The 25,687-nt window shown below is 64.7% G+C and carries 17 protein-coding genes; 11 read left to right on the top strand and 6 right to left on the bottom strand.

Features of this window, described 5'->3' with window-relative positions; translation table 11 throughout:
* Window positions 1–25 precede the first annotated feature (25 nt).
* Window positions 26–313: a PadR family transcriptional regulator gene (locus tag EA462_RS10380; protein ID WP_124178510.1), complete on the top strand. Its 288-nt coding sequence runs from the start codon at window positions 26–28 to the stop codon at window positions 311–313.
* A 218-nt stretch (window positions 314–531) separates the two neighbouring features.
* Here the strand turns inward: EA462_RS10380 and EA462_RS17285 are convergent, their stop codons facing one another.
* Window positions 532–684, bottom strand: a complete 153-nt coding sequence (locus tag EA462_RS17285) for a hypothetical protein (protein ID WP_165872042.1) — start codon at window positions 682–684, stop codon at window positions 532–534.
* Between the two features lie 133 nt (window positions 685–817).
* Window positions 818–1,540 (bottom strand): hypothetical protein, encoded by a 723-nt coding sequence (locus EA462_RS10375; protein WP_124178509.1) that lies wholly within the window; start codon window positions 1,538–1,540, stop codon window positions 818–820.
* A gap of 184 nt (window positions 1,541–1,724) precedes the next feature.
* Here EA462_RS10375 and ahbB point away from each other — a divergent pair, with 184 nt between their 5' ends.
* The 3 genes from ahbB to hemA are packed head-to-tail and all read left to right on the top strand — an operon-like array spanning window position 1,725 to window position 4,866.
* On the top strand, window positions 1,725–2,861 hold the full coding sequence (gene ahbB, locus EA462_RS10370) for a siroheme decarboxylase subunit beta (RefSeq protein WP_124178508.1): 1,137 nt from the start codon (window positions 1,725–1,727) through the stop codon (window positions 2,859–2,861).
* A complete protein-coding gene (locus EA462_RS10365) occupies window positions 2,858–3,514 on the top strand; it encodes a precorrin-2 dehydrogenase/sirohydrochlorin ferrochelatase family protein (protein ID WP_124178507.1) in 657 nt (218 codons plus the stop codon). The genes ahbB and EA462_RS10365 overlap by 4 nt, the downstream gene beginning before the upstream one ends.
* Window positions 3,511–4,866: a glutamyl-tRNA reductase gene (gene hemA / locus EA462_RS10360; protein WP_124178506.1), complete on the top strand. Its 1,356-nt coding sequence runs from the start codon at window positions 3,511–3,513 to the stop codon at window positions 4,864–4,866. Before EA462_RS10365 ends, hemA begins: the two co-directional genes overlap by 4 nt.
* 27 nt (window positions 4,867–4,893) lie before the next feature.
* On the opposite strand, the gene EA462_RS10355 is transcribed toward hemA, so the two are convergent.
* Complete coding sequence (locus tag EA462_RS10355; RefSeq protein ID WP_124178505.1) at window positions 4,894–6,687, bottom strand: hybrid sensor histidine kinase/response regulator; 1,794 nt, start codon at window positions 6,685–6,687, stop codon at window positions 4,894–4,896.
* A 529-nt stretch (window positions 6,688–7,216) separates the two neighbouring features.
* Here EA462_RS10355 and EA462_RS10350 point away from each other — a divergent pair.
* Entirely contained in the window at window positions 7,217–8,254 is a 1,038-nt protein-coding gene (locus EA462_RS10350; RefSeq protein WP_243641394.1) for a PAS domain-containing sensor histidine kinase, read from the top strand.
* A 151-nt stretch (window positions 8,255–8,405) separates the two neighbouring features.
* Here EA462_RS10350 and EA462_RS10345 read toward each other — a convergent pair whose 3' ends face one another.
* Both EA462_RS10345 and EA462_RS10340 read right to left on the bottom strand, forming a co-directional pair.
* Window positions 8,406–8,747, bottom strand: coding sequence for a hypothetical protein (locus tag EA462_RS10345; RefSeq protein WP_124178504.1), 342 nt, complete (start codon window positions 8,745–8,747; stop codon window positions 8,406–8,408).
* Between the two features lie 157 nt (window positions 8,748–8,904).
* Entirely contained in the window at window positions 8,905–9,312 is a 408-nt protein-coding gene (locus EA462_RS10340) for a CBS domain-containing protein (RefSeq protein ID WP_124178503.1), read from the bottom strand.
* 104 nt (window positions 9,313–9,416) lie between these two features.
* Between EA462_RS10340 and EA462_RS10335 the strand changes: the two genes are divergently transcribed.
* From EA462_RS10335 to gltB, 6 genes are all read left to right on the top strand, one after another.
* Window positions 9,417–11,696 carry a hypothetical protein gene (locus tag EA462_RS10335; RefSeq protein ID WP_124178502.1) on the top strand — a complete coding sequence of 760 codons (2,280 nt, stop codon included), beginning with the start codon at window positions 9,417–9,419 and terminating at the stop codon, window positions 11,694–11,696.
* Window positions 11,693–12,805 carry a PD-(D/E)XK nuclease family protein gene (locus tag EA462_RS10330; RefSeq protein ID WP_124178501.1) on the top strand — a complete coding sequence of 371 codons (1,113 nt, stop codon included), beginning with the start codon at window positions 11,693–11,695 and terminating at the stop codon, window positions 12,803–12,805. Before EA462_RS10335 ends, EA462_RS10330 begins: the two co-directional genes overlap by 4 nt.
* A complete protein-coding gene (locus EA462_RS10325; protein WP_124178500.1) occupies window positions 12,798–16,574 on the top strand; it encodes a UvrD-helicase domain-containing protein in 3,777 nt (1,258 codons plus the stop codon). The genes EA462_RS10330 and EA462_RS10325 overlap by 8 nt, the downstream gene beginning before the upstream one ends.
* Before the next feature lie 117 nt (window positions 16,575–16,691).
* Window positions 16,692–17,201, top strand: coding sequence for an 8-oxo-dGTP diphosphatase (locus EA462_RS10320; protein WP_124178499.1), 510 nt, complete (start codon window positions 16,692–16,694; stop codon window positions 17,199–17,201).
* A gap of 186 nt (window positions 17,202–17,387) precedes the next feature.
* Complete coding sequence (proS, locus tag EA462_RS10315) at window positions 17,388–18,869, top strand: proline--tRNA ligase (protein ID WP_124178498.1); 1,482 nt, start codon at window positions 17,388–17,390, stop codon at window positions 18,867–18,869.
* Between the two features lie 446 nt (window positions 18,870–19,315).
* A complete protein-coding gene (gene gltB, locus EA462_RS10310; RefSeq protein ID WP_124178497.1) occupies window positions 19,316–23,860 on the top strand; it encodes a glutamate synthase large subunit in 4,545 nt (1,514 codons plus the stop codon).
* Between the two features lie 68 nt (window positions 23,861–23,928).
* On the opposite strand, the gene EA462_RS10305 is transcribed toward gltB, so the two are convergent.
* Window positions 23,929–25,602, bottom strand: a complete 1,674-nt coding sequence (locus EA462_RS10305; protein WP_124178496.1) for a cache domain-containing sensor histidine kinase — start codon at window positions 25,600–25,602, stop codon at window positions 23,929–23,931.
* Between the last annotated feature and the right edge of the window lie 85 nt (window positions 25,603–25,687).

Here is a 25,687-nt window from a genome sequence, read left to right as displayed (position 1 = left end):
AACGTTGAAATTCAGAGGATGATCCATGGATCAACTAACCGGATTCCAACGTGATCTGTTGTACGTCATCGCGGGAAAAGATCGGCCGTCAGGACAGCAAATTCTCGACGATATCAACGGCTATATCGACCAGCCGGTCACGCACGGCCGGCTCTATCCGAACCTGGATACGCTCGTCGATAAAGAACTCGTCGAGAAAGGCCAACTCGACCGGCGGACGAACTATTACGCACTGACGCCGAAAGGGAAACGCGAGTTACAGCACCGCCAGGAATGGGTCGGTCAGTACGTCGACGTCGTCGGTAGCCACTGACCGTCGAGGCGCGCCTGCTCGCGAACTCACGAGCAGAATCACGGGCGGCTTTGAACTGTCGATTCTGTCCGGTTCGGTGCGTGCAGTGCGTCTCCTGGCGGCCACCGGCGATGCAGACGGTCGACCGGCTGTTCTCTGGATGCTGTCGAAATACCAGTAGCCGACTGATCGAAACCTACCAACTGAGATCTATCGGCTACGGGTGAGTGCCGGTAGTCTCAGTCATCCGTCTCGTCGTACTCATTCGAGGAATCCGTCGGCATCTCGTCGGGCGTTCCGTCGACGGCGACAGCGACGTCGAACGCCGGCTCGTCCGGCTCGGGCTCGAGATACCCGATCTCGTATGCCGTGTACGGCGTCCCGTCCTCCAACTCGAGCGTCGGGACTGGATCACCGCGATCGATGGGTTCATGTGAGACACGGACGTCGCGAATCGACGTAGCTGTAGTGTATCCGTACCTTCCGTAAACAGCCCCCTACAGCAAACGCGCGGTCGACGTCCGATCACTCGAGCGAGACGGTCGACAGATCGGCCTCCAGATCGTCGACGTGGTCGTTGAACGACGCGACGAACGCGCCGACGTCGTCGACGAGGCGACGGACCTCGGGTGCGGCAGGCGGTCCGTACTGCGAGACGAGGTACGTTCCGTCCGAGCCGCCGACCCGGAGGTAGGACGCGACGTCGCCGTCCCACTTCAACTCCCAGCGCGTTCCCGAAACCGTCGCCGCGTAGGTGCCGTACTCGCCGTCGTATCGGTAGAGTTCGCCCGCCATCCGGTCGGCTACGGTGCGGATTCGGTCGACGATCCGATCGCGTTCTGCGGCCAGTTCGGCCGTCGACTCGATCGGCGGGAACTCCGTCGAAACGCCGTCGAACAGGCCGTCGAACGAGGCGACGTACTCGTTGTACGCGGCGACGAAGGCGTCGTAATTGGCCATCGCAGTCGCGAGCGGTTCGGGTTCGGGCGGCTGTTTGCTCGAGACGACGTACGTCTCGGATCCGGATTTCGGATCGAATCGGAGGTACTGGACGTCGCCAGCCTCGTATTTGAGGGTCCAGCTCCCGGCGTCCGTCGAGAACGTCTCCTGTCCGTAGTCGCCACCCTGCAACACGGCGAGTTCGCGGGCGATCTGTCCCGCGTGCGTCCGAACGCGCGCGGCGACGTCGTCCCGGCGCTCAGCGACGTCGCCTAGTCCGTCCACTTCGCTCTCGAGTTCGTCCGTCATCGTCTGCAGTCCGGGCCGGGAGGGAGTAACAGTTGCGTTCGCGATCGGCGGGCGGATCGCTGCGTCGAGAGCCTCGGTATCGAGGTCCTCTCGCGTGGGAGCCGTCCGTCGGGAGCCGACGGCGACGCGGCTCGTGACGGAACGGTCCGGTTGGCTTATGGCTCGGGACTGCCGATGGACACGTATGAGTGCTGACGTCGATCTTACGGAGCTCGAGCGAGCGGTGGTCAACGCCTATCAGGGCGGCTTTCCGGTCGTCGAGCGACCGTTCGAGCCCGCCGCAGCCGCCATGTGCGAACGCGGGGTCGACATCGATGCGACCGAACTGCTCGAGACGATCCGTGACCTCGACGACCGCGGGGTCCTCTCGCGGTTCGGACCGCTGGTAAACGCCCAGCAGATCGGCGGACAGGCGACGCTCGTGGCGATGCACGCTCCCGAAGAGCGCTTCGAAGAGATCGTCGAGGCGGTCAACGGCCACCGCGAGGTCGCACACAACTACGAGCGAGAACACCCCTATCTGAACGTCTGGTTCGTCGTCTCGGTCGCGAGCGCGGACCGGGTCGCGGCAGTCCTCGAGGAGATCGAGGCGGAAACCGGACAGGAGACGTACAATCTACCCAAACGACGCGAGTTCCGCGTCGAGGCCAAGTTCTACGTCGATGGACCGCTCTCGAAAGCCGGAGAGGGAGACGGAAACGGACGTCCGAAGGACGACGGCTCGACCGGTATCGACTGCTCCGATCTCGGCCCCGACGTCTCACCGACGACGAAATCGACGCTTTCGCCGGCCGAGCGCGACCTCGTCCTCGAGGTTCAGGACGGGATTCCGTTGACCGAAACGCCTTACTCCGACGTCGCTGCGACGATCGGAACGGAGACGGACTGGGTACTCGAGACGGTCAAACGATTCGATCTCGAGGGGAAAATCCGTCGCGTCGGCGTCGTTCCGAACCACTACGCGCTCGGCTATACGGAAAACGGAATGACGGTCTGGAACGTTCCGGACGAACTCGTCGAGGAGGTCGGTCCCGCGGTCGCTTCGCTCCCGTTCGTCACCCACTGTTACGAACGGCCGCGCCACGAGGGCGTCTGGCCGTACAACTTCTTCGCGATGACACACGGACGAACCGAAGCGGAGAGCGATCGCCGGATCGCAGCGGTCCGCGAGGCCATGACCGAGTACTGGGACGTTACCGATGAGGACTGGGACTCGCTGTTCTCGACGCAAATACTGAAGAAGACGGGAATCCGACTCGCGGAACGGGCGGATGCCAACACGGAGTCCGCCGGCTCCGGAGCGAACGAACGACCGCGATGATCCCGCTCCTGCACGACTTTACGGACGCGACGGTGCTCGTCTTCGGCGGCGGTCCGGTCGGGGCACGGAAGGCCCGGCGGTTCGCCCGCGAAGCCACGGTAATCGTCGTCAGCCCGACGTTCACCGATCGAGATTTTGGTCCGAGCGAGCGCGTGCGGGCCGCTCCCGGGCCGACAGAGGTCGCAGCGTGGATCGACCGAACGTCACCGGCGCTGGTCGTCGCCGCGACCGACGACCGGGACGTCAACGATGCCGTCGATGAGGCCGCTCGAGCGCGCGACGTCCTGGTCAATCGCGCCGATCGATCGGGTGGACGCGACTTCGGAAGCGTCGTGGTTCCCGCGACCGTGCGGGACGATCCGGTCGTCGTTTCGGTCGCGACCGGCGGGCGGGCACCCGCGCTGAGCCGGTACCTTCGTCGCGAACTCGAGGAGTCCATCTCCGGTGCCGGGTCGATGGCGACGTTCTGTGCGGAGCTTCGCCGCGAGCTCAAATCGCGAAACGTATCGTCGAGCCGACGGCAAGAGATCGTCACTGACGCTGTCAATTCTCCCGCCGTTTGGACAGCTTTACGTAGCGGCACTTCCAATGACCGACAAGTGATTGAGGACGTGCTCGACGAGGAACTTTCGACTGGAGGTGAGTCGACGTGATTCCGGCCGGCATCGTCGCGGCTGGGCGGGTAACCCACCGGAGTGCGGGCGTCGACGATCTCGCAGCCGCGAGCCCCGAGAGCCAGCGAGCCGGCGTTCGAAAGCTGTGCTCGATCCCCGAAATCGACGAAGCGTACGTTCTTTCGACGTGCAACCGGATCGAGGCCTACGTCGTCGCCCCCGACGCAGCCGTCGGTCGCGCCGCTCTCGAGGGATTTTTTGACGGAACCGACGACGAGGCGATCGTCGAAACCGATCACGACGAGAGTCTTCGACACCTGCTTCGTGTTGCGGCCGGCCTCGAGTCGGTCGTCGTCGGTGAGGACCAGATCATCGGCCAGGTTCGGACGGCATACGAGGACGCCCGGTCGGTCGACGGCATCGGCACGATGCTCGAAGCCGCCGTCACGAAGGCGATCCACGTCGGTGAACGCGCCCGAACGGAAACGGAAATCAACGAAGGGGTGGTCTCGCTCGGATCCGCGGCGACGCAACTGGCCGCGCGGGACGTGACGCTCGCAGGGGCAACGGCACTGGTCGTCGGTGCCGGTGAGATGGGACGACTCGCCGTCCGCAGTCTCGCGGGAGCGGATATCGACGAGCTGGTGGTCGCGAACCGAACCGTCTCACACGCCGACCACCTCGCGTCGGAGGTCGACGTCGACGCGCGCGCCGTTCCGCTCCCGGCGCTCTCGACCGTCGCCGCCGATGCGGATGTCGTCGTCACGGCGACCAACAGTACCGATCCCGTCCTCGAGGTCAGTCATCTCGAACGGAACGAACGCGGGCCGGATAACGGGGTTGTCGGTGAGGGCGACCGGACCGTGATCGTCGACCTCGGCCAGCCGCGCGACGTCGCTCCGGCGGCCGGCTCCATCCCGTCCGTGACCGTCTACGACCTCGACGATCTCGAGTCGATCACGGAGGAGACGCGCGAACAGCGTGCCGACGCCGCCCGCGAGGTCGAGACGATGATCGACCGGGAGTTCGAGTTGCTCTGTGAGCAGTACAAGCGCGCCCGCGCGGACGAAGTCATCGCGGCGATGTACGAGTCCGCAGATCGGATCAAAGAGCGCGAACTCGAGACCGCATACTCCCGACTCGAGGACGAGGAGTTCTCTCCGGCCCAACGCGAGGTCGTCGACTCGATGGCCGATACGCTGGTCAGTCAGTTGCTCGCGCCGCCGACGAAGAGCCTGCGGGAAGCGGCGGCCGAGGACGACTGGAGTACGATACACACGGCGCTCCAGCTGTTCGATCCTCATTTCGAAGGGGAGATGCCGTTCACCCCGGCGTCGTTCGAGGATCGGACGACCGCAGATACCCGGCTCAGATCGGTCGACGACGACTGATCCGGAACGAACCGGTGAGTCGATTCCTTACTCGAGGAAGGACACGTCGGTGATTTCGAAGCGGGCACCGCCACGGTCCCCGTCAGTCACGGTTACCGTCCAGTCGTGTGCAGCGGCTATTTCGTCGACGATCGCGAGTCCGAACCCGGTGCCGTCCGTCGACGTGGAGTACCCGCTTTCGAAGACGGCTTCCCGGTCTTTCGCCGAAATGCCGGGGCCGTCGTCTTCGACGTAAAACCCGGTCCGATTCGGGAGTTCACCGACCGTCACGGTCACGTCGTCACCACCGTGTTCGACGGCGTTTCGAAAGAGGTTCTCGAGGAGTCGTTTGAGTCGGTTCTGGGCCGCACGGACGGATCGGTCGATGTCGGTGATGAGCCGCGCGTCCCCGGTTTCGACCGTTTCCCAACTGGATTCGCTGAGCTCTGCCAGATCGACGACGTCGCGATCTCGCGCCCGCTCTCCCCCGCGTGCGAGCGACAGAATGTCGTCTATCAGCCGGGCCATCCGGTCGTGCGCCCGTTCGACTTCGTCGAGGTGTTCGTCGTCGCGCTCGACTCGAGCCAGTTCCAGTCTCCCTCTGGCCACGTTCAGCGGGTTGCGGAGGTCGTGGCTGACGATACTGGCGAACTTCTCGAGGCGCTCGTTCTGTTGTTCGAGGGCGTGCTCGCGGTCCTTTTGCTCGGTGATATCGATGATGAAGCCGTCGAGAGCATCGGTATCGGTCTGTTGGCCTCGTTCCCAGACCCAGCGCTCGTCGCCGTCGCGGGTCAGAATCCGATAGGTGAGGGTGAACGGCTCCGACTCGTCGATCGCATCGGAAACCGCGTTGGCGATCCGCTCGTGATCGTCGGGATGAACGATATCCACGCCCCAGGTGACCTCGGTACAGAGCTCCGACGCGGTGTAGCCGGTCAGTGATTCGCACTCGCCCGCGGCGAACTCGAACGGCCAGTCGGAGCCGGGTCCCGACCGGTAGACGATTCCCGGGAGATTCTCGATGAGTGTCTCGAGGCGCCGGCTGGTTTCTCGTTGCTGGGTGACGTCCCTGCCGATCGCGACCGAGCCGTTCAACGCCGTCGCCGGATCGGTGAGCGCATACGAGTACCAGGAGATGATTCGGTCGTCGCCGGATTTTGTTCTGATCGTCGTATCGAACTCCGCGACGTTCGTTTCGCTCCGAAGGATGTCGTCGACCTGCTCGAGGATGTCCTCCCGATACGCACGATCGGGATAGAGCCACTCCCAGATTCTGTTGTGGCCGATGACTTCCTCGGACGCGTAGCCGCTGATCGCTTCGGCCGTCTCGTTCCAGACGACCACGTTGCCCGACTCGTCGAGGACGTTGATCCAGACGTTTGCACTCCGGATGATCTCGTCTCGCGCGAGTCGACTCGCCTCCAGCTGGGAGCGTCGATCGGACGCTATTCGTCCACTCGTCGATTCGACGGCGGACAGAATACGGGTTGCCAGTAGGGCGGACTGATCCGTCCCGGGCTCGTTCGGAATGTAGTCGGTGACGCCGCTCGAAATCGCCGCGCTCGCGATCGCCTCGCTTCCGTTCTCGGCAAATAGAATAAACGGGATCTCGTCGTCGTTCTCGCGGACTGCGTCCAGAAACGCCAGCCCGTCCACGTTCGCCAGATCGTACTCGCTGACGATGCAGTCGATCGGTCGTTCAGCGAGGATTTCGACTCCCTCACGGGCGGTGGCCGCCGTGACGACGTCGAGACACGACGCTTCCGCCTCGAGTCCCATCGTGGACTGATGCGGAGCCTCGTCCACGTACAGTATCGTAACCGAATCGAGAGCCTCGCGCATCTACCACACCCATAATACCCCGTATGAAATAACTTTGTGCTCGAGAGACGGCCCCCTTCTCACCACGGAAATTACGGAAAGTCAAGGAGAAAGATTCGCGTTCAGCGCGGGGAGGATACCACGGGTTCTCGTACGGCACTGAGATACTCGACCTGTTCCGTCTGTCGAAACACCTGCTATCACGATTATCCAGCGCTACCCGATATTTTGAGACATATTCTAGAAATATGGCTATTAACCAGACGTAATTAGCGATGCGCTGGTGTTTTCTTACCATCGATAAACTACGAGATACCTGTGTAATAGTGCTGTAATGTTGTGGTGATATAGATGATTTATCACGAATAGGCAAAAAATAGGAAATATTAATACCTGTGCTGAACACTCTCAGCCGTGATTGACCAGTCGTTCAGGCAGCGGCGGACACCGACGACGGTGAGACGGCGGCCGCCGACGGTTCAGCGTCGATTCCTGACCAACCACGGTGCAGCGGACGACGAACGGACCGTCGAATGCGGATCACGGGGAGATGAGCGACGATAACCGGCCGGTGCTACCTGCGGAGTTCGATAACCTAGACGTGGGTATCACGCTCCACGATTCGGAGACCGGAGCCGTTCTCGACGTGAACGAAGAGTTAGAAAAACTGTACGGCTATTCGCGAGCGGAGCTTCGGTCGATGACGGTCGGAGAGTATACGGCACCCTCGACGCGGTTCACTCAGGAAAAAGCGCTCGATCGGATTCGAGCCGCCGCGGCGGGCGAGTCACAGGTGTTCGAATGGCACGTCGAGCGCTCGAACGGGGAGTTGCTCTGGGTGAGCGTCCACCTCAGTGAAACGGTGCTCGACGGGGTCTCGTGCGTTCTGGCCGAGGTCTACGACATCACTGACTTCAAAGCGCGCGAACGTCGACTCCGCCTTCTCAGCCGGGTGCTCCGACACAACCTGCGAAACGAGATGACGGTCCTTCGAGGGTACGCGGAACTGCTCACGGAAGCCATCGAGGAAGAAACCCTCGAAGAGCAAGCCGAGACGATCTTCGAGATCGCGACGGAGGTCGGTGAGTTGAGCGATTCGATCAGGCAGATCGAAGAGATCGCAACGCCGGATGCGACGAAGCGCTCACCGACGAACCTGCGAGACGTGGTGGTATCCGTCACCGGAACCGTTCCCGACGAGTATCCGGAGACGGACCTCTCGGTCGAGACGAGCGAAGACGTCTGGGTCGTGGCCGACAGGAGTATCCGGTACGCGATCACCCACGCGATCGAGAACGCGATCGAACACAACGACCGGGAGTCTCCGACAGTCTCCGTGACGATCGACGACGATCCGGAGGCGGGGCGAGGAGTCGTTCGAATTGCGGATAACGGACCCGAGATCCCGAACGTCGAGATCGACGTCCTCGACGAGAATACCGACCCGAACGAGGTGTATCACGGCTCGGGCGTCGGACTCTGGGTGATGAAGTGGTGCGTAGACTCGCTCGGGGGCAGCCTCGAGTTCGAATCGAACTCGCCGAGGGGAAACGTCGTCTCGATTTCGCTGCCGAGAGTCGATCCGTAGTTCTGTGGAGATCGTCGTTCCCGAACGTCCTCCCGACGTCCTGCGGTTCTCTCGCCGTCCGTTCTCGCTCGAGAACGAATCCGGGTGCGACGTCTTCTGGACGCGTCTCCTCGAGATCGCCGGTGCGGTCTCCCGAATACGTGGTGGCGGGTCACCCACAGCGGCTCTCGAGCCAGGCGCGAAACCGCGAGCCGACGGCAGTAGCGACGGCGGCAGCGATTCGGTCGGGAGCGTCAGTCAGATCCCAGACGTAGTCGCCGGTCCGAGAGATCCCCGCCCACTCGACGTAGTTTTGGCGCTCCAGTTCGAGAAGAAGCTCGTCGAGTCTCCCTTCTTCGATGCGGTAGCCGACCGCGTTCTCGAGGCTCGCTGCGAGTTGGGCGGTCGTCACGATCGCGCGTCCGTCCGAGCGGCTGTCCGGCGACTCGGTCTGTCTCGGGCGAGGTGCGGAGGGCCACGCCGGGGACGACGGCGACGGCGGCTGATCGGTCATACTCGAGCGGGGTTTGTGACGACGACCACATGACGGTGGGCCTTCACCAGTACGGGACTCATGTGGTGGCGGACACCGCCGTGATCCGTCGGTTCCTCGAGCCGCCAGGAAGGATCGTTCGTATCAGCACTTGGGAGTCGACTACCGCGAAAGCCGACTACTCTTCGGGACTCGGCCGCTGCAGCCGGGAGAGGTACGACGCGAGGTCGGTCGTCGTGACGATCCCGATCGCGCCCTCCTCGTCGTCGACGACTGGAACGTGCTTGAAGCCGTGCTCGACCATCAGGTCAGCGACGTCGCGGATGCTGTCCTGTGCCGACGCCGTGACGACGTCCGTACTCATATACCGCGAGACCGTCGTCTCGGCTTTCGGATGGCTCCGTGCGACGATGTCGACGAAGTCCGTCGTCGTCAGAATCCCCTCGAGGTGGCCCTCGTCGTCGACGACGATCACCGAACTGATGTCGTTGTCGAGTATGAGCTGTCCCGCGTCTTCGACGAGCGTGTCCGGACGGACGGTCTTGAGCGATGACGACATGACTCGTGCGACGAAAATATCTTCCATACGACAGAGTGTGGCTTGCACACTATAAGGATTGTCCGACCGGAGCCGCGGACGGGTCGCCCAATTTAAATACGAGTTCGAACATACACGGTGACGTATCAGTCATGTCGCCCGACTCCTCGCTCGAGGGTTCCTGTCGGCTCCTCCCCGCCCCCACCGGGTCGCTGTCCGAGGCGGTCACCGAGGAGTACGCCGAACTCGCCACCGAGTACGGCCCGCGGAACGTCCTCGTTCTGAAGCGACATCCGGCGGGTCTCGAGCGCGTCCGCGAACTGCTTGCGGCCGTCGACGTCGCGGACGGGTCGCCGCGGTCGCCACGGGTCGAGTCGCTGCCCGAACACGCCTCGAAAGTCATCGAGGAGTACGACCCGACGCTCGATCGTCTCGAGTACGAAGAGCGGATCGAGCTCATTTCGCTCGTCATCGACGGTGCGAGTCGGGACGTTCCCGCGTACCTCGAGCGCGCGTCGGATCACGAGAGTTTCGCTCGCGACGTGGGACAGTTGCTGCTCGAAGCGACGCGCCAGCGAACCCGACTCGCTGACCTCGAGGCCGGCGGTCGGGACCCACACGAGTGTCTCGCGTTTCTCTACGCGATGAACGACCGGTTCCACGAGGAACTCGAGCGCCGCGGATACGTCGAGCGGGCCGACGTGGTCCCGCGGGCGACCGCGCTGCTCGAAACCGATTCGGACGGTCTGCAAGGGCGCATCACGTCGTCGATCGACGCCGTGCTCGCAATCGAATTCGAGGAGTACCGCCGGCTCGACCGGCAGTATCTCGGCTTTCTTTCGGAGGACGCAGCCCTCGTCTGTCTCGGTGAGCGCCACGCGAGCGTCGAGCGAACGCGAGTCGAACCGGGCCGGATCGAGAGCGTCGTCGGGGACGGACTCGAGGTCGACGTTCTCGCTGGACGCGACTCGGCTCGTCCGCCGGGCGAGCACGCTCCGAGCGCGTCCGACGAGCGACCTCCGCACGCGGCGATCACCCGGTTTCTCGCGACGGGAGAACCCCCACCAGTGACGCGGGAGAGCCTCCCGTCGGAGACGGGGTCACAGGATCGGGGCCGGGCGAAACGGATTCGATCCCGGACCGCCCGCGAGCAGGTCCGGGCGGTCGCGACGGAGATCAAGTCGCTTCTCGACCGTCACGGCTGGACCGGCGACGACGTCGCGGTCGCCGTCCCGAGGATCGAACGCGTTCCGGAGACGCGACGCCGACTCCGCGAGGCGGGGATTCCGACCGCGACGATCGGCACGCCGTCGCTCGCGGAGGATCCGGCGGTCAACGAACTCTACGCCGTCGTGACTCTCCTGTGCGCTCGAGACCGCGGGGACGACGGAGAACAGAGGCCGCGAGGACGGGACCGTAACCGGGACGTCGCCCGCGATCGGCTTCGAGCGCGAGTCGACGACTTTTCGCCGTCGCTGCTCGGGGACTGCGAGCGGGCGAGCATCGTCCGGTCGCTCGAGCGATGGATCGTTCGGACGGACCTGAAAGGACGGATCGCGAGCGACGAGTCGTGGGTCGACGCCCGCGAACAGTTCGAGGGGATCCGCCGCGTCCTCGAGATCGCACGGTTCGTCGAGCGAACCGATCTGATCGGCCCCGACTGGCGGGGACTCCGACGGATGCTGAGGCGAACGATCCAGTACGACGCACCCTACGTCCACGCGGTCGAGACGCGGCCGCCGACGGGCGGCGTCACGGTCTGTTCCGTCGACGCACTCAAATACGATTCGCGGGAAGCCGTCTTCGTGCTCGACCTGATCGACGAGAACTATCCCGGCGAGCAGTTTCTCACCGGGTTGTTCCCGACGGCGTGGCTTCGGACCATGGCGACGTACCCCGCCGTCACCGATCCGTCACGGGGGACGATCCGGGACACGTTCGCGACCGCCGCCGACCCGGACGCGATCGGTGATCCCTTCGAAACCTACCACGCCCAGCGATCGCGCCGGCGACTCGCTCTCGGCTCTCGGGCGGCCCGAAGCGTCCTCTACGTCTGTTCCTACGAGCGCGGCTCCGGCGGTCTGCGTCGGAGCTACGACGAGTCGCGCTATCTGAAACTGATCGATTCGACGCCAGGGCTCGTCTTGGAGGACGTCGAGACGTCGACCGAAGCGACGATTCACGGCGAATCGAACGCCATCGAGGCGCTGCTCGACCAGCCGCGTGGCGAACTCGAGCGGGTGCTGTGCGAGGCGAGTACCGGTGGACAAGCGGACCTCACGGAGACGGAGGCGCTGTTCGAAGAGATCGCGGTCGTCCTCGAAGGAGACGTCGACGAGGAGCTCGCGGCGGCGGTTCGCTCGCAGTTCGCGTTCGCCGTCGGCGACGTGATCCCTGGATCGGACCGAACCGGATCGGGTGGATCGAGATGAGCGACGATTCGGTCGATCAGTCCCGAGCCGACTCGCGGATCCCCGCCGACGGCCTCGACACGTACCTCCGCTGTCCGCGCCAGTACGAGTTCGCACACGTCTACGGGCTCGAACGCGACGACGACGCGGTCGACGAGCGCGTCGACCTCCTCCGGCGCTCGATCTGTGCGGCCCTCGAGAGCGGTGAAACGGACGCGGAGGCGCTCGGTGAGGTCGCTCGGACGCGGCTGTCGTCGCTGTGGGAGGACCACGACGAACGGTTTCACTCCCGAGCGCAGCGACGCCACGAGCGAAACGTACTCGAGGCGACGCTCGAGGCCTACGTTTCCCGCGTCGGGGCCGATCACGCGGCCGGCATCGACGTACTGGCGTCGACAGCCGACGTCGACGGCGCTCTCGTCGGACCGGACAGGACGCTCTCGAGCCGGGTGTCGGCGTCGCCACCGGCCGCACCTTCCGAACCGTCGTCCTCCGCCGACGCGAACCGCGAGTCGGGTTCGAGAACGGTCTCTCGGTGCGAGCCACGGTCCGTGGCGATCGAGGCGAGCGTCGACTACGTCTACGGCGAGGGCTCCTCGATCGTCGGGGTTCGGTTCGTTCCGACGCTCGCTCCGCTCGGACCACTTCGGTACCGGTCGGAGTGGGACGGCGACGTCGCCGCGCTGTTCGAGGATCACTTCGATCCCGACGCCGCCGCGTTCGAACCGGGACCGGTCGGCGCGCTCCTGGAGACTGCCGTGGTCCTCGAGGGACTTCGAACTCTCCGGGATCGGCTCGGGCTCGAGGGACGGACCTGTCGGTTCGTCGTGATTCCGCTCGCAGACCGGTCGGGAACGTCGGTGAACTGGGTCAGCGAGTCGGTCGAGACGAGCCTCGAGATCGTCGATCTCACCGACGTCTACATCGATCATCACACCTACGGAATGACCCACGAGCACCGAAACGAGACGGTCGAGACGCGACTCGAGACGGTGGCGGCCCAGCTCGTCTCGGATGGCTTCGATCCGAGCGATCGCTGGGATGACATCGAGCGAACGGTCTGTCCGGATTGTGCGTACGCCGTCTGCTGCCAAGAGCGGATCGCGACGGAGGTTCGATTCGATGGCTGAGACGGGAGAACGCGAACCGGAGCGGTCCGACGACGCGGGGTCCGATCGCCTCGAGCCCAGGGGAAATCAGCGAGCCGTCATCGAGAGCACGTCGGCCTGTACGTCCGTCGATGCGGGTGCCGGAACCGGAAAAACCACGACGATGTTGTTGCGACTCGAGCGCGAGATCGAGAGCGGGGACGTCGATCCCGAGGACGTGCTCGTCCTGACGTTCGCCAACGAGGCGGCGGGCAACATCCGCGATGCGGTGTCCGAACGCCTGGATCCCGAAACCGCGGCGGCGATCGACGTCTACACCTACCACTCCTTTTGTTATCGACTGGTCAGGGAGTACGCCTACTTCCTCGGCTACTCGCCGGAGTTCGAGGTCGTGACCGAGCGAACGCGCCGCCGGATCGTCGGCCGGCTGCTCGCTGAAAACGAGTACGACTTTGCGGCACCGCGGGCGACCGGCGACGGATCGCCGGCCGACGTCGTCGACTCGGTCGATCGTTTCATCCGGGCGATGAGCCAGGAGGACATCACGCCGGAGACGCTCAGAACGGAGCTCCCGGACGTTCGGACCCTCGAGTTGCTCTCCGAGTTCGTCCTCTGGCTCGAGCGACGGGCCGACGAGGAGCTGTCGTTCGACAACGAGGCCCTCCGTTACTTCACCGACGAGACGCATCTCCGGGACGCCGGAGAGTCGCTGGTCGGCTACGGCAAGCTCCTCTCGTACTGTCGCGAGAAGATCGTCGAGGCGCCGGCGGCGTTTCGCGACGACGCCGTCGTCCGTGACGTCGATCGCTACCTTCGGATCCTCCAGCGGTGCGTGACGAACACGATCGAGACGCTTTCGCTCGCGGAACCGACGACGAAACAGCTGCCGCGTGCGCTGTTCGGAAACGAGATCTGGCGGACGGCGACCGATCGGATCGAACAGAGCCCGTTCGGTCGGCTGAAACACTACGTGGAGTTCCTCCGGCTGGCTCGCCACTACGCCGACGTCTACGCCGACTATCACGAATACCTCGAGGCCGAGCGCGCGCTCGATTTCGACGAGCTGGTCAGGACCGCGACCGGGCTGGTCGACGGCGAGACGGGCCCGTCGTCTCGGTCCGGGACCGACGCGGAGTCGCCGCCCCCCGAGACGGTCGCAGACGAGATCGCCGGACGCTGGGAGCGGGTGTATTGCGACGAGTTCCAGGACACGGACGAAACCCAGTTCGCGCTGATTACGGCGCTCACGAGCGGCTCCGATCGACCCGACCTGCTCGCGATCGGGGACAAAGACCAGGCGATCTACGGCTGGCGGGGAACCGACCGCGAGGGGCTCGACCGCCTCGGCGCGGTCTACGACGATCACGAGTCGATCGAACTCGAGCTCAATTTCCGGTCGCGCCAGGAGATCCTGGACCTGACCAACCACTGCGACTACGGACCCCAGACCTCGAAGACGCTCCGGGAGGTCGACCGACGATCCGGCGCGGCCGACGGAGAATCGAAGGCGGCCGACGACGAACCGGAGACGGGTGACGAGTCGGATGCGACGCCACCGGATCGCGTCATCAAAGTCGAGAGCGACGAGATCGAGCGCTCGAGCGCCGAGCAGGTCTCGACAGCGATATCGCGGCTGCTCAACGGCGAGTGCGAGAACGTTCCTCGTCGAACGCTCGGCGACGTTGCGGTCATCGTCCGGACCAACCGCCAGGCCCGAGCGATCGCGTCCGAACTTCGCGAGGTGCAGATCCCCTGTGAGATTTCGGGCTCGCCTCGAGGCGAGATCTCGCCGGGCGTCCGGACGGTCCTCTCGTATCTCCGGGTTCTCGTCGATCCGAGCGCGGACGTCCATCTCAGACGAGTCCTCCTCTATCGCTACCGGCTCTCGAACGACGACCTCGCGGTCCTCCAGCGTCGAGAGGGGGCGCTGTACGATGCGGTCTTCGAGGTCGAACGCGACGCCCTCGAGCGCCCGGCCCGTCTCGAGCGAGCGCGCACGCACCTCGAGGCGCTCGCGGGAATGCGCGACGTCTACCCGCTCACGGGGTTCGTCCGCCGGTTTCGAGCGCTGACGCGGGTCGAGTGGTTCCTCACGACCGAAGAACGGGGGGAGATCGACCGCCTCGAGCGGTTCGTCGAGGCGTACGACACCGATGCGACGCTTCGGGCGCTGTCGCCGGAGTTCGTCGACGCCCTCGAGCGGACGCTTCGGGGAGGCGAGCGCGAGCGAACCCGCGCCAGCGGCTCCGACGACTGCGTGGACGTGATGACGGTCCACCAGGCCAAGGGCCTCGAGTTCGATACGGTCCTCGTTCCGTATCTCACCGACGAGGAGTGGTGCGTCGAGACGGATTACGCACAGCGCGCACGGTATCAACTGCTGGCCGCGACGCTCGACGACGAGGTCGACTCGCCGCTGCGTTCGGATCCGGCCGCCGAAACGGTCGGTGAGGAGTGGCGCGTCCTCCACGTCGCGCTCACGCGGGCCGAAAATCACCTGTTCGTCTTCGGTTCGGCGTACGACTACGACGGGGAGGACGGCGAACTCGGGGCCGAAACCGCGACGGCCTGTCTGGCACCGGAGATCGAGTGGTCGGTAACCGGCGAGCGCATGGATCTCTGGTCGTCGCTGACCGAGAGTTTCGAGCGCGTTCGAGAGACCTACCCCGAGACGGTCGTCGACCGAACCGACGAGATCGCCCGGTCGGCCGACTCGAGGCCGGGAACGATCACGTACTACGCCGGCATCGACGATCGGTCGATCGAGCCGCTCGAGACGCGGGAGGCGATCGAGACGGTCCACCGACTGGGGCGGATGCTCAGGGACGGAACGCTGTTGCCGGCGGCCGATGCGGCGGACGTGACCGACGCGGTCGATTCGGCCGCCGTCGGGCAACGGGACCGAGACGACGAGCCACGGGGGCCGGTGCCGAGCGGTCGGCAGGCCTCGGCGCTCACGAACGAGACGGTCCGGTTCCCCGTGGAGGCGCTCGCAGGGGGAGCCGAAACCCCGGTCGCGATGCGCCACAGCTACACCGCGATGGAGACCCACGGCACCTGTCCACGGAAACACTACCTGGACCACGTCGTCCGGGCGGTCGACGATCCGGTCGTGGTCGGGGGCGACTCGAGGGGAGCCGAGACGCTCTCGGACGATCCGAGCCCGCGCGTCGTCGGAACCGTCTTTCACGACGTGGCCGAGGAGGCGTTCTACCGGGAGTACAGCGGCCGGGACGAGTGGCGCGAGGCGGCGGTCCGACAGCTCACCGCCCGGGATCTCGAGGGCTATCGCGAGGCGGTCCTCGCCTGTGTCGATCGCTACTTCGAGGCCGGGGCTCCGTCGATCGACCGGCCGGTCGCGGACTGGGACCTGCTCGCCGCGGAACTGCCGTTCTCGCTCGAGGAGGTCGACGGCGTCTCCGGCGACGTCGTCGGCTACGTCGACTCCGTTCGCCGGCTCCCGGACGACGGTCCCGGCGAGGGATCGCTCGCCGTCCTCGATTACAAGGCGACAGCCGAACGGATCGATCCCGACGAGGCCGTCCAGCTCGCGCTCTACGCTCGAGCCTGCGGCCGCCGCTTCGAGGAGTCGATCGCCACCGCTGGCTACGTCTACGTCGGGGATCTCGATGGGCCGCGCGTCGACCTCTTCGAACCCGACGAACTCCCGCCGTGGACCGCGGTCCGCGAGACGATCGAGGCGGTCGACGATCCCGCCTACGCGGAGACGACGCCGGGCGGTCACTGCCGGTCCTGCTCGCATCGCTCGCTCGGCTGTGGGCCGACGTGAGCGGGACCCGAATCGAGCGAACAGCGGGCGGAGGTGCGGGCGAAGTGGGACGAGCGGGTGCGGGGGAGGACGTGCCGCGATCAGTATCCATACGTTGCTCCGGGCGAATCGACGACCATGATCGAGGCGACGCTGTGTTTTCCCCTTCGAGGCGACGTCGAGGGCGACGCGAAGGAGGTTCTCCTGATCGAGAAACGGCGGGGGCTGGGCCAGGGCTGGTACAACGGTCCCGGCGGAAAACTCGAGGCCGACGAGACGCCCCGCGAGTGTGCCGTCCGGGAAACCCGGGAGGAGGTGGATCTCGCGGTCGACCCCGACGACCTCGAGAGGGCGGCCGAACTCACGTTCGTCCTCGACGGCGAGACGCACACGTTCTGTCACGTCTACGTGACCGAGACGTTCGAGGGCCAGCCGCGGGAGTCTCCGGAAGCCCGCCCGGAGTGGGTCGCGATCGAGGAAGTCCCCTACGATCGGATGTGGGAGGACGATCGGCTCTGGCTTCCGGGGGTACTCGAGGGCCGGACGGTTCGCGGCGAGTTCGCGTTCGAGGGCGGACGGCCGCTCGACGAGGCCGAGTTCGTCGGCCACGACCTCGAGTGGGACGTCCCGCTGTCGGAGGAGTTCTGATCCGGCGATCCTTGGCGTCTGGCGGATAATCGATCAAAATCCAATTAACGGTACTTTCGGGCCTTTTTGACCAATACTTCCGTTATCGAAGTAATGGAAGAGCGAAACACGTCGCGGGGTCGACGGCGAATCCGGGGGAGCCGTCCTTCGCATGGTTTAAGCCTGCGCTGGCAGAGTGTCGAACTAATGAGCGACGAGAGTCAAGAACTCGGGATCACCGAGTCGAAATCGCACAAACCGGGCGAGTGGTACGCCGAAGTCGTCCAGAAGGCGGGTCTGGCGGACTACGCGCCGATGGGCGGCTTCATCGTCACCAAACCCCGCGGCTACGCCCTCTGGGAGCGAATTCAGGACGCGCTCGACGACTGGTTCAAAGCGACCGGCGTCGACAACGTCTACTTCCCGATGTTCATCCCCGAGAGCTACCTCGAGCGCGAAAAGGACATCGTCGAGGGGTTCGATCCCGAGGTGGCGTGGGTCACCCAGGGCGGTCACGACGAACTCGAAGAACGGCTGGCGGTGCGTCCGACCAGCGAGTCGATCATCGCGCCCTTTATGGCCGAGTGGACGCGCAGCCACCGCGACCTGCCGCTGCGGCTGAACCAGTGGTGTTCGGTCGTCCGGTGGGAAGCCACCGAGACGAAGCCGTTCTTCCGGACGAAGGAGTTCATGTGGCAGGAGGGGCACACGGCCCACGCGACCGACGAGGGGGCCTGGGAGGAGGTCTGGACCCGACTCGACCAGTACGAGCGCGTCTACGAGGAGGTCCTCGCCGTTCCGGTGTTGCGGGGCAAAAAGCCGGACCACGACAAGTTCCCCGGGGCCGACACCACGACGACGGTCGAGGCGCTGATGCCCGACGGAAAGTCGGTCCAGGGTGCGACGAGTCACAACCTGGGCCAGAGCTTCGCTGAGGCGTTCGACATCACCTTCGCCGACGAGGACGAGGCCGAACAGACGGCACACACGACGTCGTGGGGACTCTCCTGGCGCGCACTGGGTGCACTCATCATGACCCACTCCGACGATCAGGGACTCGTACTCCCGCCGACGATCGCCCCCACCCAGGTCGTCGTCGTCCCGATCTGGCAAGAAGAGACCAGAGACGACGTCCTCGAGTACGCCAACGCACTGACGGCCGAACTCGAGGAGGCGGGCGTCCGCGTCGACCTCGACGACCGCGACGAGCGAAATCCCGGCTTCAAGTTCAACGAACACGAACTCAACGGCGTGCCGCTCCGACTCGAGATCGGCCCGCACGAGGTCGAAGACGAGCAAGTCACCCTCGTTCACCGCCCCGACAACGAAAACGCCGTCGCTGACCGGGAAGACATCGCGGCCGCGGTCGACGACCACCTCGAGACGGTCTTCGAGAAGCTGTACGACGCCGCCGAGGAGAACCTGACGGAGAACGTCCGGGAGGCCTACACTCCGGAGGAGATCCTCGGAACGATCGGCAAACACGGCGGCTACGTGAAGACGTCCTGGTGTGGCGATCCCGCCTGCGAAGAGGCCATCAAGGAGAAAATCGCGGCCGAAATCGTCATGCAGCCCCTCGACGACGAGGGTGGCTCGAGTGCGGGAGCGGTTCCGGAGCCGGATCACGACGACTGCGGCGTCTGTGGCGAGCCCGCCGACGAAATCGCCTACTTCGCGAAGTCGTACTGACAGGCAAGAGCCTGCGTGAGGCTGTCGTTTTCGAGTCGCTCGACCGTCGTCGCTGTGACCGTGCGACGAACCTAATCCTTTAACCCAAGATGGCTTACCAGTGCCTCGAGAACGGAATACTGGTGTTCACTCCGGTGGTGAACACTATGTGACTCTGACACACATTCCCCCTCGCTGGGTCTGCCCGAAACCGAGCGAGGGTGGGTCGTTACGGGAGTTCAAGGAGAAATCTCCGTGCTCTAGCGCGGGGAGGATGTCAACCCGGTGTCTTTTCACCTGTTCGTCGAAAAACGACTCGAGAGCACCGCCGTCGAACCCGTCGTTCTCACGACGGTCTGCAATACAAACCAACTGAAACCATATACCTTATACACCCTAGTATGTATATATAATACACTTAGTCATTATGGGGTAGTCTCTTATGTACGTTCCCGAGATGAGTGGGTATGCCACAGCCACGTAGCACGCTATCCGCCGAGAGGCGACAGGGGCTCGCGGACCCTGCCGACTCCCGGTCGAACTGCGGAGTCGGCGTCGTCATGGATCTCGACGGCGAGTCGAGCCACGACATCGTCTCCGACGGACTCGATCTTCTCGTCAATCTCGAGCACCGGGGAACCACCGGCGCGGAGAAAAACACCGGCGACGGAGCCGGGATTCTGTTTCAGATGCCCGATACGTTCTTTGCGGACGTTCTCGAGACCGATCTCCCCGACACCTACGCCACGGGCTCGTTCTTCTTCCCGCAGCGTCGCGACGCCCGCGAGGAACTCGTTTCGCTCACCGAGGACGTCTTCGATCGCTACGGCCTCTCGGTCCTCGAGTGGCGGAACGTGCCGACGATCAACGACGACCTCGGTGAGACGGCTCTCGAGTCCGAACCCGACGTTCGACAGGCGTTCGTCGCCCCGGAGGACGACCTGACGGACGAGGCGTTCGACCGGCGGCTGTACGTCGCACGCCGCGCCCTCGAAAGCGCGGTCGACGAGGGCGACGCCGACGGTCTGGATCGGTTCTACGTCTGTTCGCTCGATTCGAAGACCGTCGTCTACAAGGGACTGCTCAAGGGCGAACAGGTCGCATCGTACTACCCCGACCTGACCGACGAGCGCCTCGAGTCGACGTTCGCGATGGTCCACGAGCGGTTCTCGACGAACACGCTCGGTGCCTGGCACCTCGCACATCCCTACCGGAACGTCATCCACAACGGCGAGTTCAACACCATCCAGGGGAACATCAACTGGATGCGCGCCCGCGAGACCGACCTCGAGAGCGACGTTCTGGACGATCTCGACGCGATCAAACCGGTGATCAACGACCCCGATCAGTCCGACACCGCAAGCGTCGACAACGCCCTCGAACTCCTGATCCAGGACGGGCGCGAGCTCGAACACGCCCTTCGGATGCTCGTTCCCGAAGCCTGGCGCGGCGACGACGCGATGGACGACGATCGAACGGACTGGTACGACTTTCACGCCTCGCTCGTCGAGCCCTGGGACGGCCCCGCACTGGTCGCCGCGACCGACGGCGAACGCGTCGGCGCGGTTCTCGACCGCAACGGCCTGCGACCCTGCCGGTACGACGTGACCACCGACAACCGCCTGATCATGGCCAGCGAAGCGGGCGCACTCGAGACCGATCCCGAGACGATCGACGAACGCGGACGTCTCCAGCCCGGCCAGCTGTTTCTCGCGGATCCCAACGAAGGACGAGTTATTCCCGACGACGAGGTGTTCGAGGAGCTGACCGACGACCGCTACGGCGAGTGGATCGACCGCCACCAGGTTCACCTCGACGACATCCGATCGACGGACGACAGTTCACCGCGGGAGACGGCCGCTCCGCTCCGCGATCACCAGGCCGCCTTCGGCTACACGCACGACGAACTCGAGAACCTGATCGAACCGATGACCCAGAAGGGTAAAGATCCCGTCGGCTCGATGGGCGACGACACCCCGCTTTCGGTCCTCACGGAGTTCAACCGGCCGCTCTTTTCGTACTTCAAGCAGCTGTTCGCACAGGTGACGAACCCGCCGCTCGATTACATCCGCGAAGAGCGAGTGACCTCGATGGAGAGCCGACTGGGCTACCAGCGCAACCTCCTCGCGGAGTCGCCCGAACACGCCCGCCAACTCGTCCTCGACTCTCCGATCCTGACCGACGCCGAACTCGATTCGATACGGGAGTGTTCGACCAACGGGATCACCGCCGCGACGATCGACACCACCTACGAGCCGGACGACGAACTCGGCACGGCGCTCGAGGCGGCGATCGACCGCGTCCGCGAGGACGTCGTCGCGGCGATCGAGGAGGGACACGACGTGATCGTCCTCTCGGACCGCGGCGTCGACGCCGACCGCGTGGCGATCCCGAGCCTGCTCGCGACGGGGGGCGTCCACCACCACCTCGTTCGCAACGGCCTTCGCAATCACGTCGGCCTCGTCGTCGAGTCCGCCGACCCGCGGACGGTCCACCACTTCGCGACGCTCGTCGGCTACGGTGCCGGCGCGATCAACCCCTACCTCGCCTACCGGACGATCGACGACCTCACGGCGGGTCCGGACGGTGCCGACACCGAGGTCGCCATCGACGCCTACGTCGGTGCCGTCGAGGACGGCCTGTTGAAAGTCATGGCCAAGATGGGGATCTCGACGGTCGAGAGCTACCAGGGTGCCCAGATATTCGAGGCCGTCGGCCTCGACTCCGATCTCGTCTCCGAGTACTTCGACGGAACCGAAAACCGCACCGAAGGCATCGGTCTCTCCGAAATCGAAGCGGACGTCCGGGAGCGCCACGAGAGCGCCTTCGGCGTGGAGACCGACCTGGAGCGCCACGGCGAGTTCGAACACCGGACCAACGGGATCCACCATCAGTGGAACCCGGAGACGGTCGGAACGCTCCAACAGGCCGTCCGCTCGAACGACTACGAGCGCTACGGCGAGTTTGCCGAACTGATCAACGACCAGAACCAGAATCTCCAGACGCTCCGGGGGCTCCTCGAGTTCGATTCGAGCCGGGATCCCGTCCCGCTCGAGGACGTCGAACCCGTCGAGGAGATCGTCGAGCGGTTCTCGACGGCCGCGATGAGCCTCGGCTCGCTCTCGCCGGAAGCCCACGAGAACAACTCGATCGCGATGAACCGCATCGGCGGCAAGTCGAACTCCGGCGAGGGCGGCGAGCCGCCCGAACGATTCGGGACCGAACGGGAGTGTAACGTAAAGCAGGTCGCCTCGGGCCGGTTCGGCGTCACCTCGACGTACCTCTCGAGTGCGGACGAACTCCAGATCAAGATGGCACAGGGTTCGAAGCCGGGCGAGGGCGGTCATCTCCCCGGCGAGAAGGTCAACGAGATGATCGCCCACGTCCGGAAGTCGACGCCGGGAGTCGGCCTCATCTCCCCGCCGCCGCTCCACGACATCTACTCGATCGAGGACCTGAAACAGCTGATCTTCGACCTCAAGGCGGCCAACGAGGGGGCGGACATCAACGTCAAGCTCGTGAGCGAGGCCGGTATCGGCACGGTCGCGGCGGGCGTGGCGAAGGCCAACGCCGACGTCGTTCACATCTCGGGTCACTCCGGCGGAACCGGCGCGTCGCCGCGGACGTCGATCAAGAACGCCGGCCTCCCCTGGGAACTCGGACTGGCGGAAGCCAACCAGATGCTCCGTCAAACCGGTCTTCGAGACCGGATCCGAATCTCCGCCGACGGCGGCATGAAAACCGGACGCGACGTCGCCGTCGCCGCCCTGCTGGGTGCCGAAGAGTACATCTTCGGGACCGCGAGCCTCGTCACCAGCGGCTGCGTGATGGCCCGACAGTGTCACAAGAACACCTGTCCGGTCGGCGTCGCTACCCAGCGCGAGGACCTCCGCAAGCGGTTCCCCGGCGAGCCCGAACACGTCATCAACTACATGACGTTCATCGCCCAGGAGCTCCGCGAGATCATGGCCGACCTCGGGTTCGAGACGATCGACGAGATGATCGGTCACGTCGAGGTTTTGAGCCAGCGCGACGACGTCGACCACCCGAAAGCTCGCAGCGTCGACCTCTCGGCGGTGCTCGCAGATCCCGGCGGCGACGTCCGCCGGAAGGTCCGCGAACAGGACCACGAACTCGAGGAGCAACTCGACCGGACGTTCATCGAGGACGCCGCCGACGCCATCGAGAACGGGACCCCCGTCGTCCTCTCGGGCGACGTGACCAACGTCGACCGGACCGTCGGCGCGATGCTCTCGAACCGGATTACCGACCGCTACGGCGAGGTCGGCCTCCCCGAGGACACGATCACCGTCGATCTCGAGGGGACGGCCGGACAGAGCTTCGGCGCGTTCCTGGCGAGCGGCGTCTCGATGCACGTCGACGGCAGCGCGAACGATTACGTCGGCAAGGGGCTCTCCGGCGGGAAAGTGACGATACGGACCCCCGAGAACGCCAGCTACGATCCGGCCGAGAACGTCGCGATCGGAAACGTCGCGCTCTACGGCGCGACCGACGGACAGCTGTACGTCAACGGCGTCGCAGGCGAACGATTCGCCGTCCGAAACTCCGGCGCGAAAGCGGTCGTCGAAGGCGTCGGAGACCACGGCTGTGAGTACATGACCGGCGGCGTCGTCGCCGTGTTAGGTGAGACGGGAACGAACTTCGCGGCCGGAATGTCCGGCGGCGTCGCTTACGTCTCCGATCCGGACGACGAGTTCGACGCGCGGGCGAACACGGAGATGGTCTCGATTCACCGCGACCTCGAGGAAAAAGACGAACGGATCCTCCGTCGGCTCGTCGAAAACCACGTCGCGTACACCGACTCCGAACGCGGACGGGAACTCCTCGACAATTGGGAGGGCGCACTCGATTCGTTCGTAAAGGTCATGCCCGAAGCCTACCACGAGGCGATCACCGAGGAGGGCTCGGACGACGTCAGGAACGAACTCCCGGAGACGCCGACGACCGACCTCGAAACCGGATCGACCGGCTACGCGACGAGCGACGACTAACGCGCCGCCTCGATCGACGGCGTCTCCGAGAACGGACCCGATCGCGGACACTTCCGGCAAACCCCCGATTACCGATCCGCACTCGTTTCTGCGGGCGGTCGCGGCAACTCGAGAACGACCGTTCCGCCGCCCTCGCTCTCGTCAGATTCCGGAAGCTCCTCGTCGTCAGCGGCGGTCGTTCCGGACGCGGGAATCAGAAGCCGGCCGTCGTATCGACTGACGATCCAGTCGACCAGCCACAGCCCGATTCCGCCGGTGTGATTGACCTGGGATAGCTCACGCTTGCCCGTGATAACGGCCACATCGTCCGCTGGAATGCCGGGACCGTCGTCTTCGATTCGGATCCGAACCCGGTCGGAGGTCGAGACGATTTCGACGGCCACCGACGGCTCCGGTCCGGCGTGTTCGACCGCGTTTTCGAGCAGTTCGTCGATCGCGATCGACACCTCGGTTCCACAGGCTGCGATCGCCCGCTGTGGTCCGAAGACGGAGATCGAGCGACTGTCGTTCCGTTCCGATTCACCGGTTCGAACCAACCGATCGACTCGATCCCGGACCATAGTCGCGACGTCGGCCCGACACTCCTGCGTGTCGACCGGATCGACCAACGCCTCCGTCATTCTGGCGCGTTCTGCGTCGTCGAGCAGTTCCCGCGCCGCCGTAGCGATCTCCGCGGCGGCCTCGCGGTCCTCACCCTCGAGCGTCGACTCGAGTTCGTCCGCTCGACCGGTGACGACGGTGAGCGTGTTCCGAAGGTTGTGGCGCAAAATGCGGTTCAGAACGAACAGCATCTGTTCGCGACGAGCGAGCGAATCGGCCAACCCGTCGAGTGCGTCGTCGATTCGTTGCCACTCCGCGTGACCTCCGATCGGGGTATCGGAACCGTACTCGCGGCGTTCGATCGCCCGAATGCGTTTTCGGAATCGACCGATCCGCGTGACGTTCGAGCGATACATCCAGATGCCGAAGACGAAAACGGACCCGAGCAGCGCCACCGCGAGAAGCACGTAGCTCTCTACGAGCCGATCGACCGGCGACGTCACGACCGACCGTTCGCGGTGAACGACGACGGTCCAGTCGACCGTCTCGAGTTCGGCGCGTTCATCGATCGGGTCCTCGAGTCGGTCCGCGTCGGTAAACACCGTTTCCTCGTTCGTTTCGACCGTCACCGCGGACCGTTCGTCGGTTACGAGCGAATCGAACGGCGCCGCGTCCTCTATATAGTACGCGCCGTTGAGCGAACCGACGACGTCATCCCCGTCCCGGATCGGCGCGCTGATGACGACGATTTCGGCTCCCGTTTCGGCGGAAACCGGATCGCTGACGGACGTTTCACCCGCGAGAGCCGAAGCCACGTACTGCCTGTCGCTCAGATCCGATCCGGTGACGTCCGACGGATCGTCCGCTGCCGTGGACTCGATCGCCCTGATCTGTCCCGTCTCGTCGACGATACTCGCCCCATCGAACGCCGACAGTTCGACGAATTGCTCGAGCGTATCCGCCTGTCGATCGGTTCCGTGTGCGGCGAGGTTGGGATTCGATGCGGCGAATGCGACCGTTCGTTGGTGTTCTCGTATCCGGTCGTCGAGCGTCGACGCGGATCGGTCGGCCCGCTCCGAAAGCGATCGATCGGCACCGTCCACCACGTCGGATCGGTGTGCGTCGAACGTCACGACGAGACCCGCGACAGTGACGAAGACGACGAGAAGAAAGACGAAGCCGAACCGATACGTGAGCTTCATTCTGGAGAATATGTTGCATTACATATCATGGTGACTTTATATTTATGGCTGCCAGATGGGCGAGAGAGTGTGAGGGCGATCCGAT

The organism is Natrarchaeobius halalkaliphilus, from assembly GCF_003841485.1.
GTDB lineage: Archaea > Halobacteriota > Halobacteria > Halobacteriales > Natrialbaceae > Natrarchaeobius > Natrarchaeobius halalkaliphilus.
This window is presented reverse-complemented; position numbering and strand designations above follow the sequence as displayed.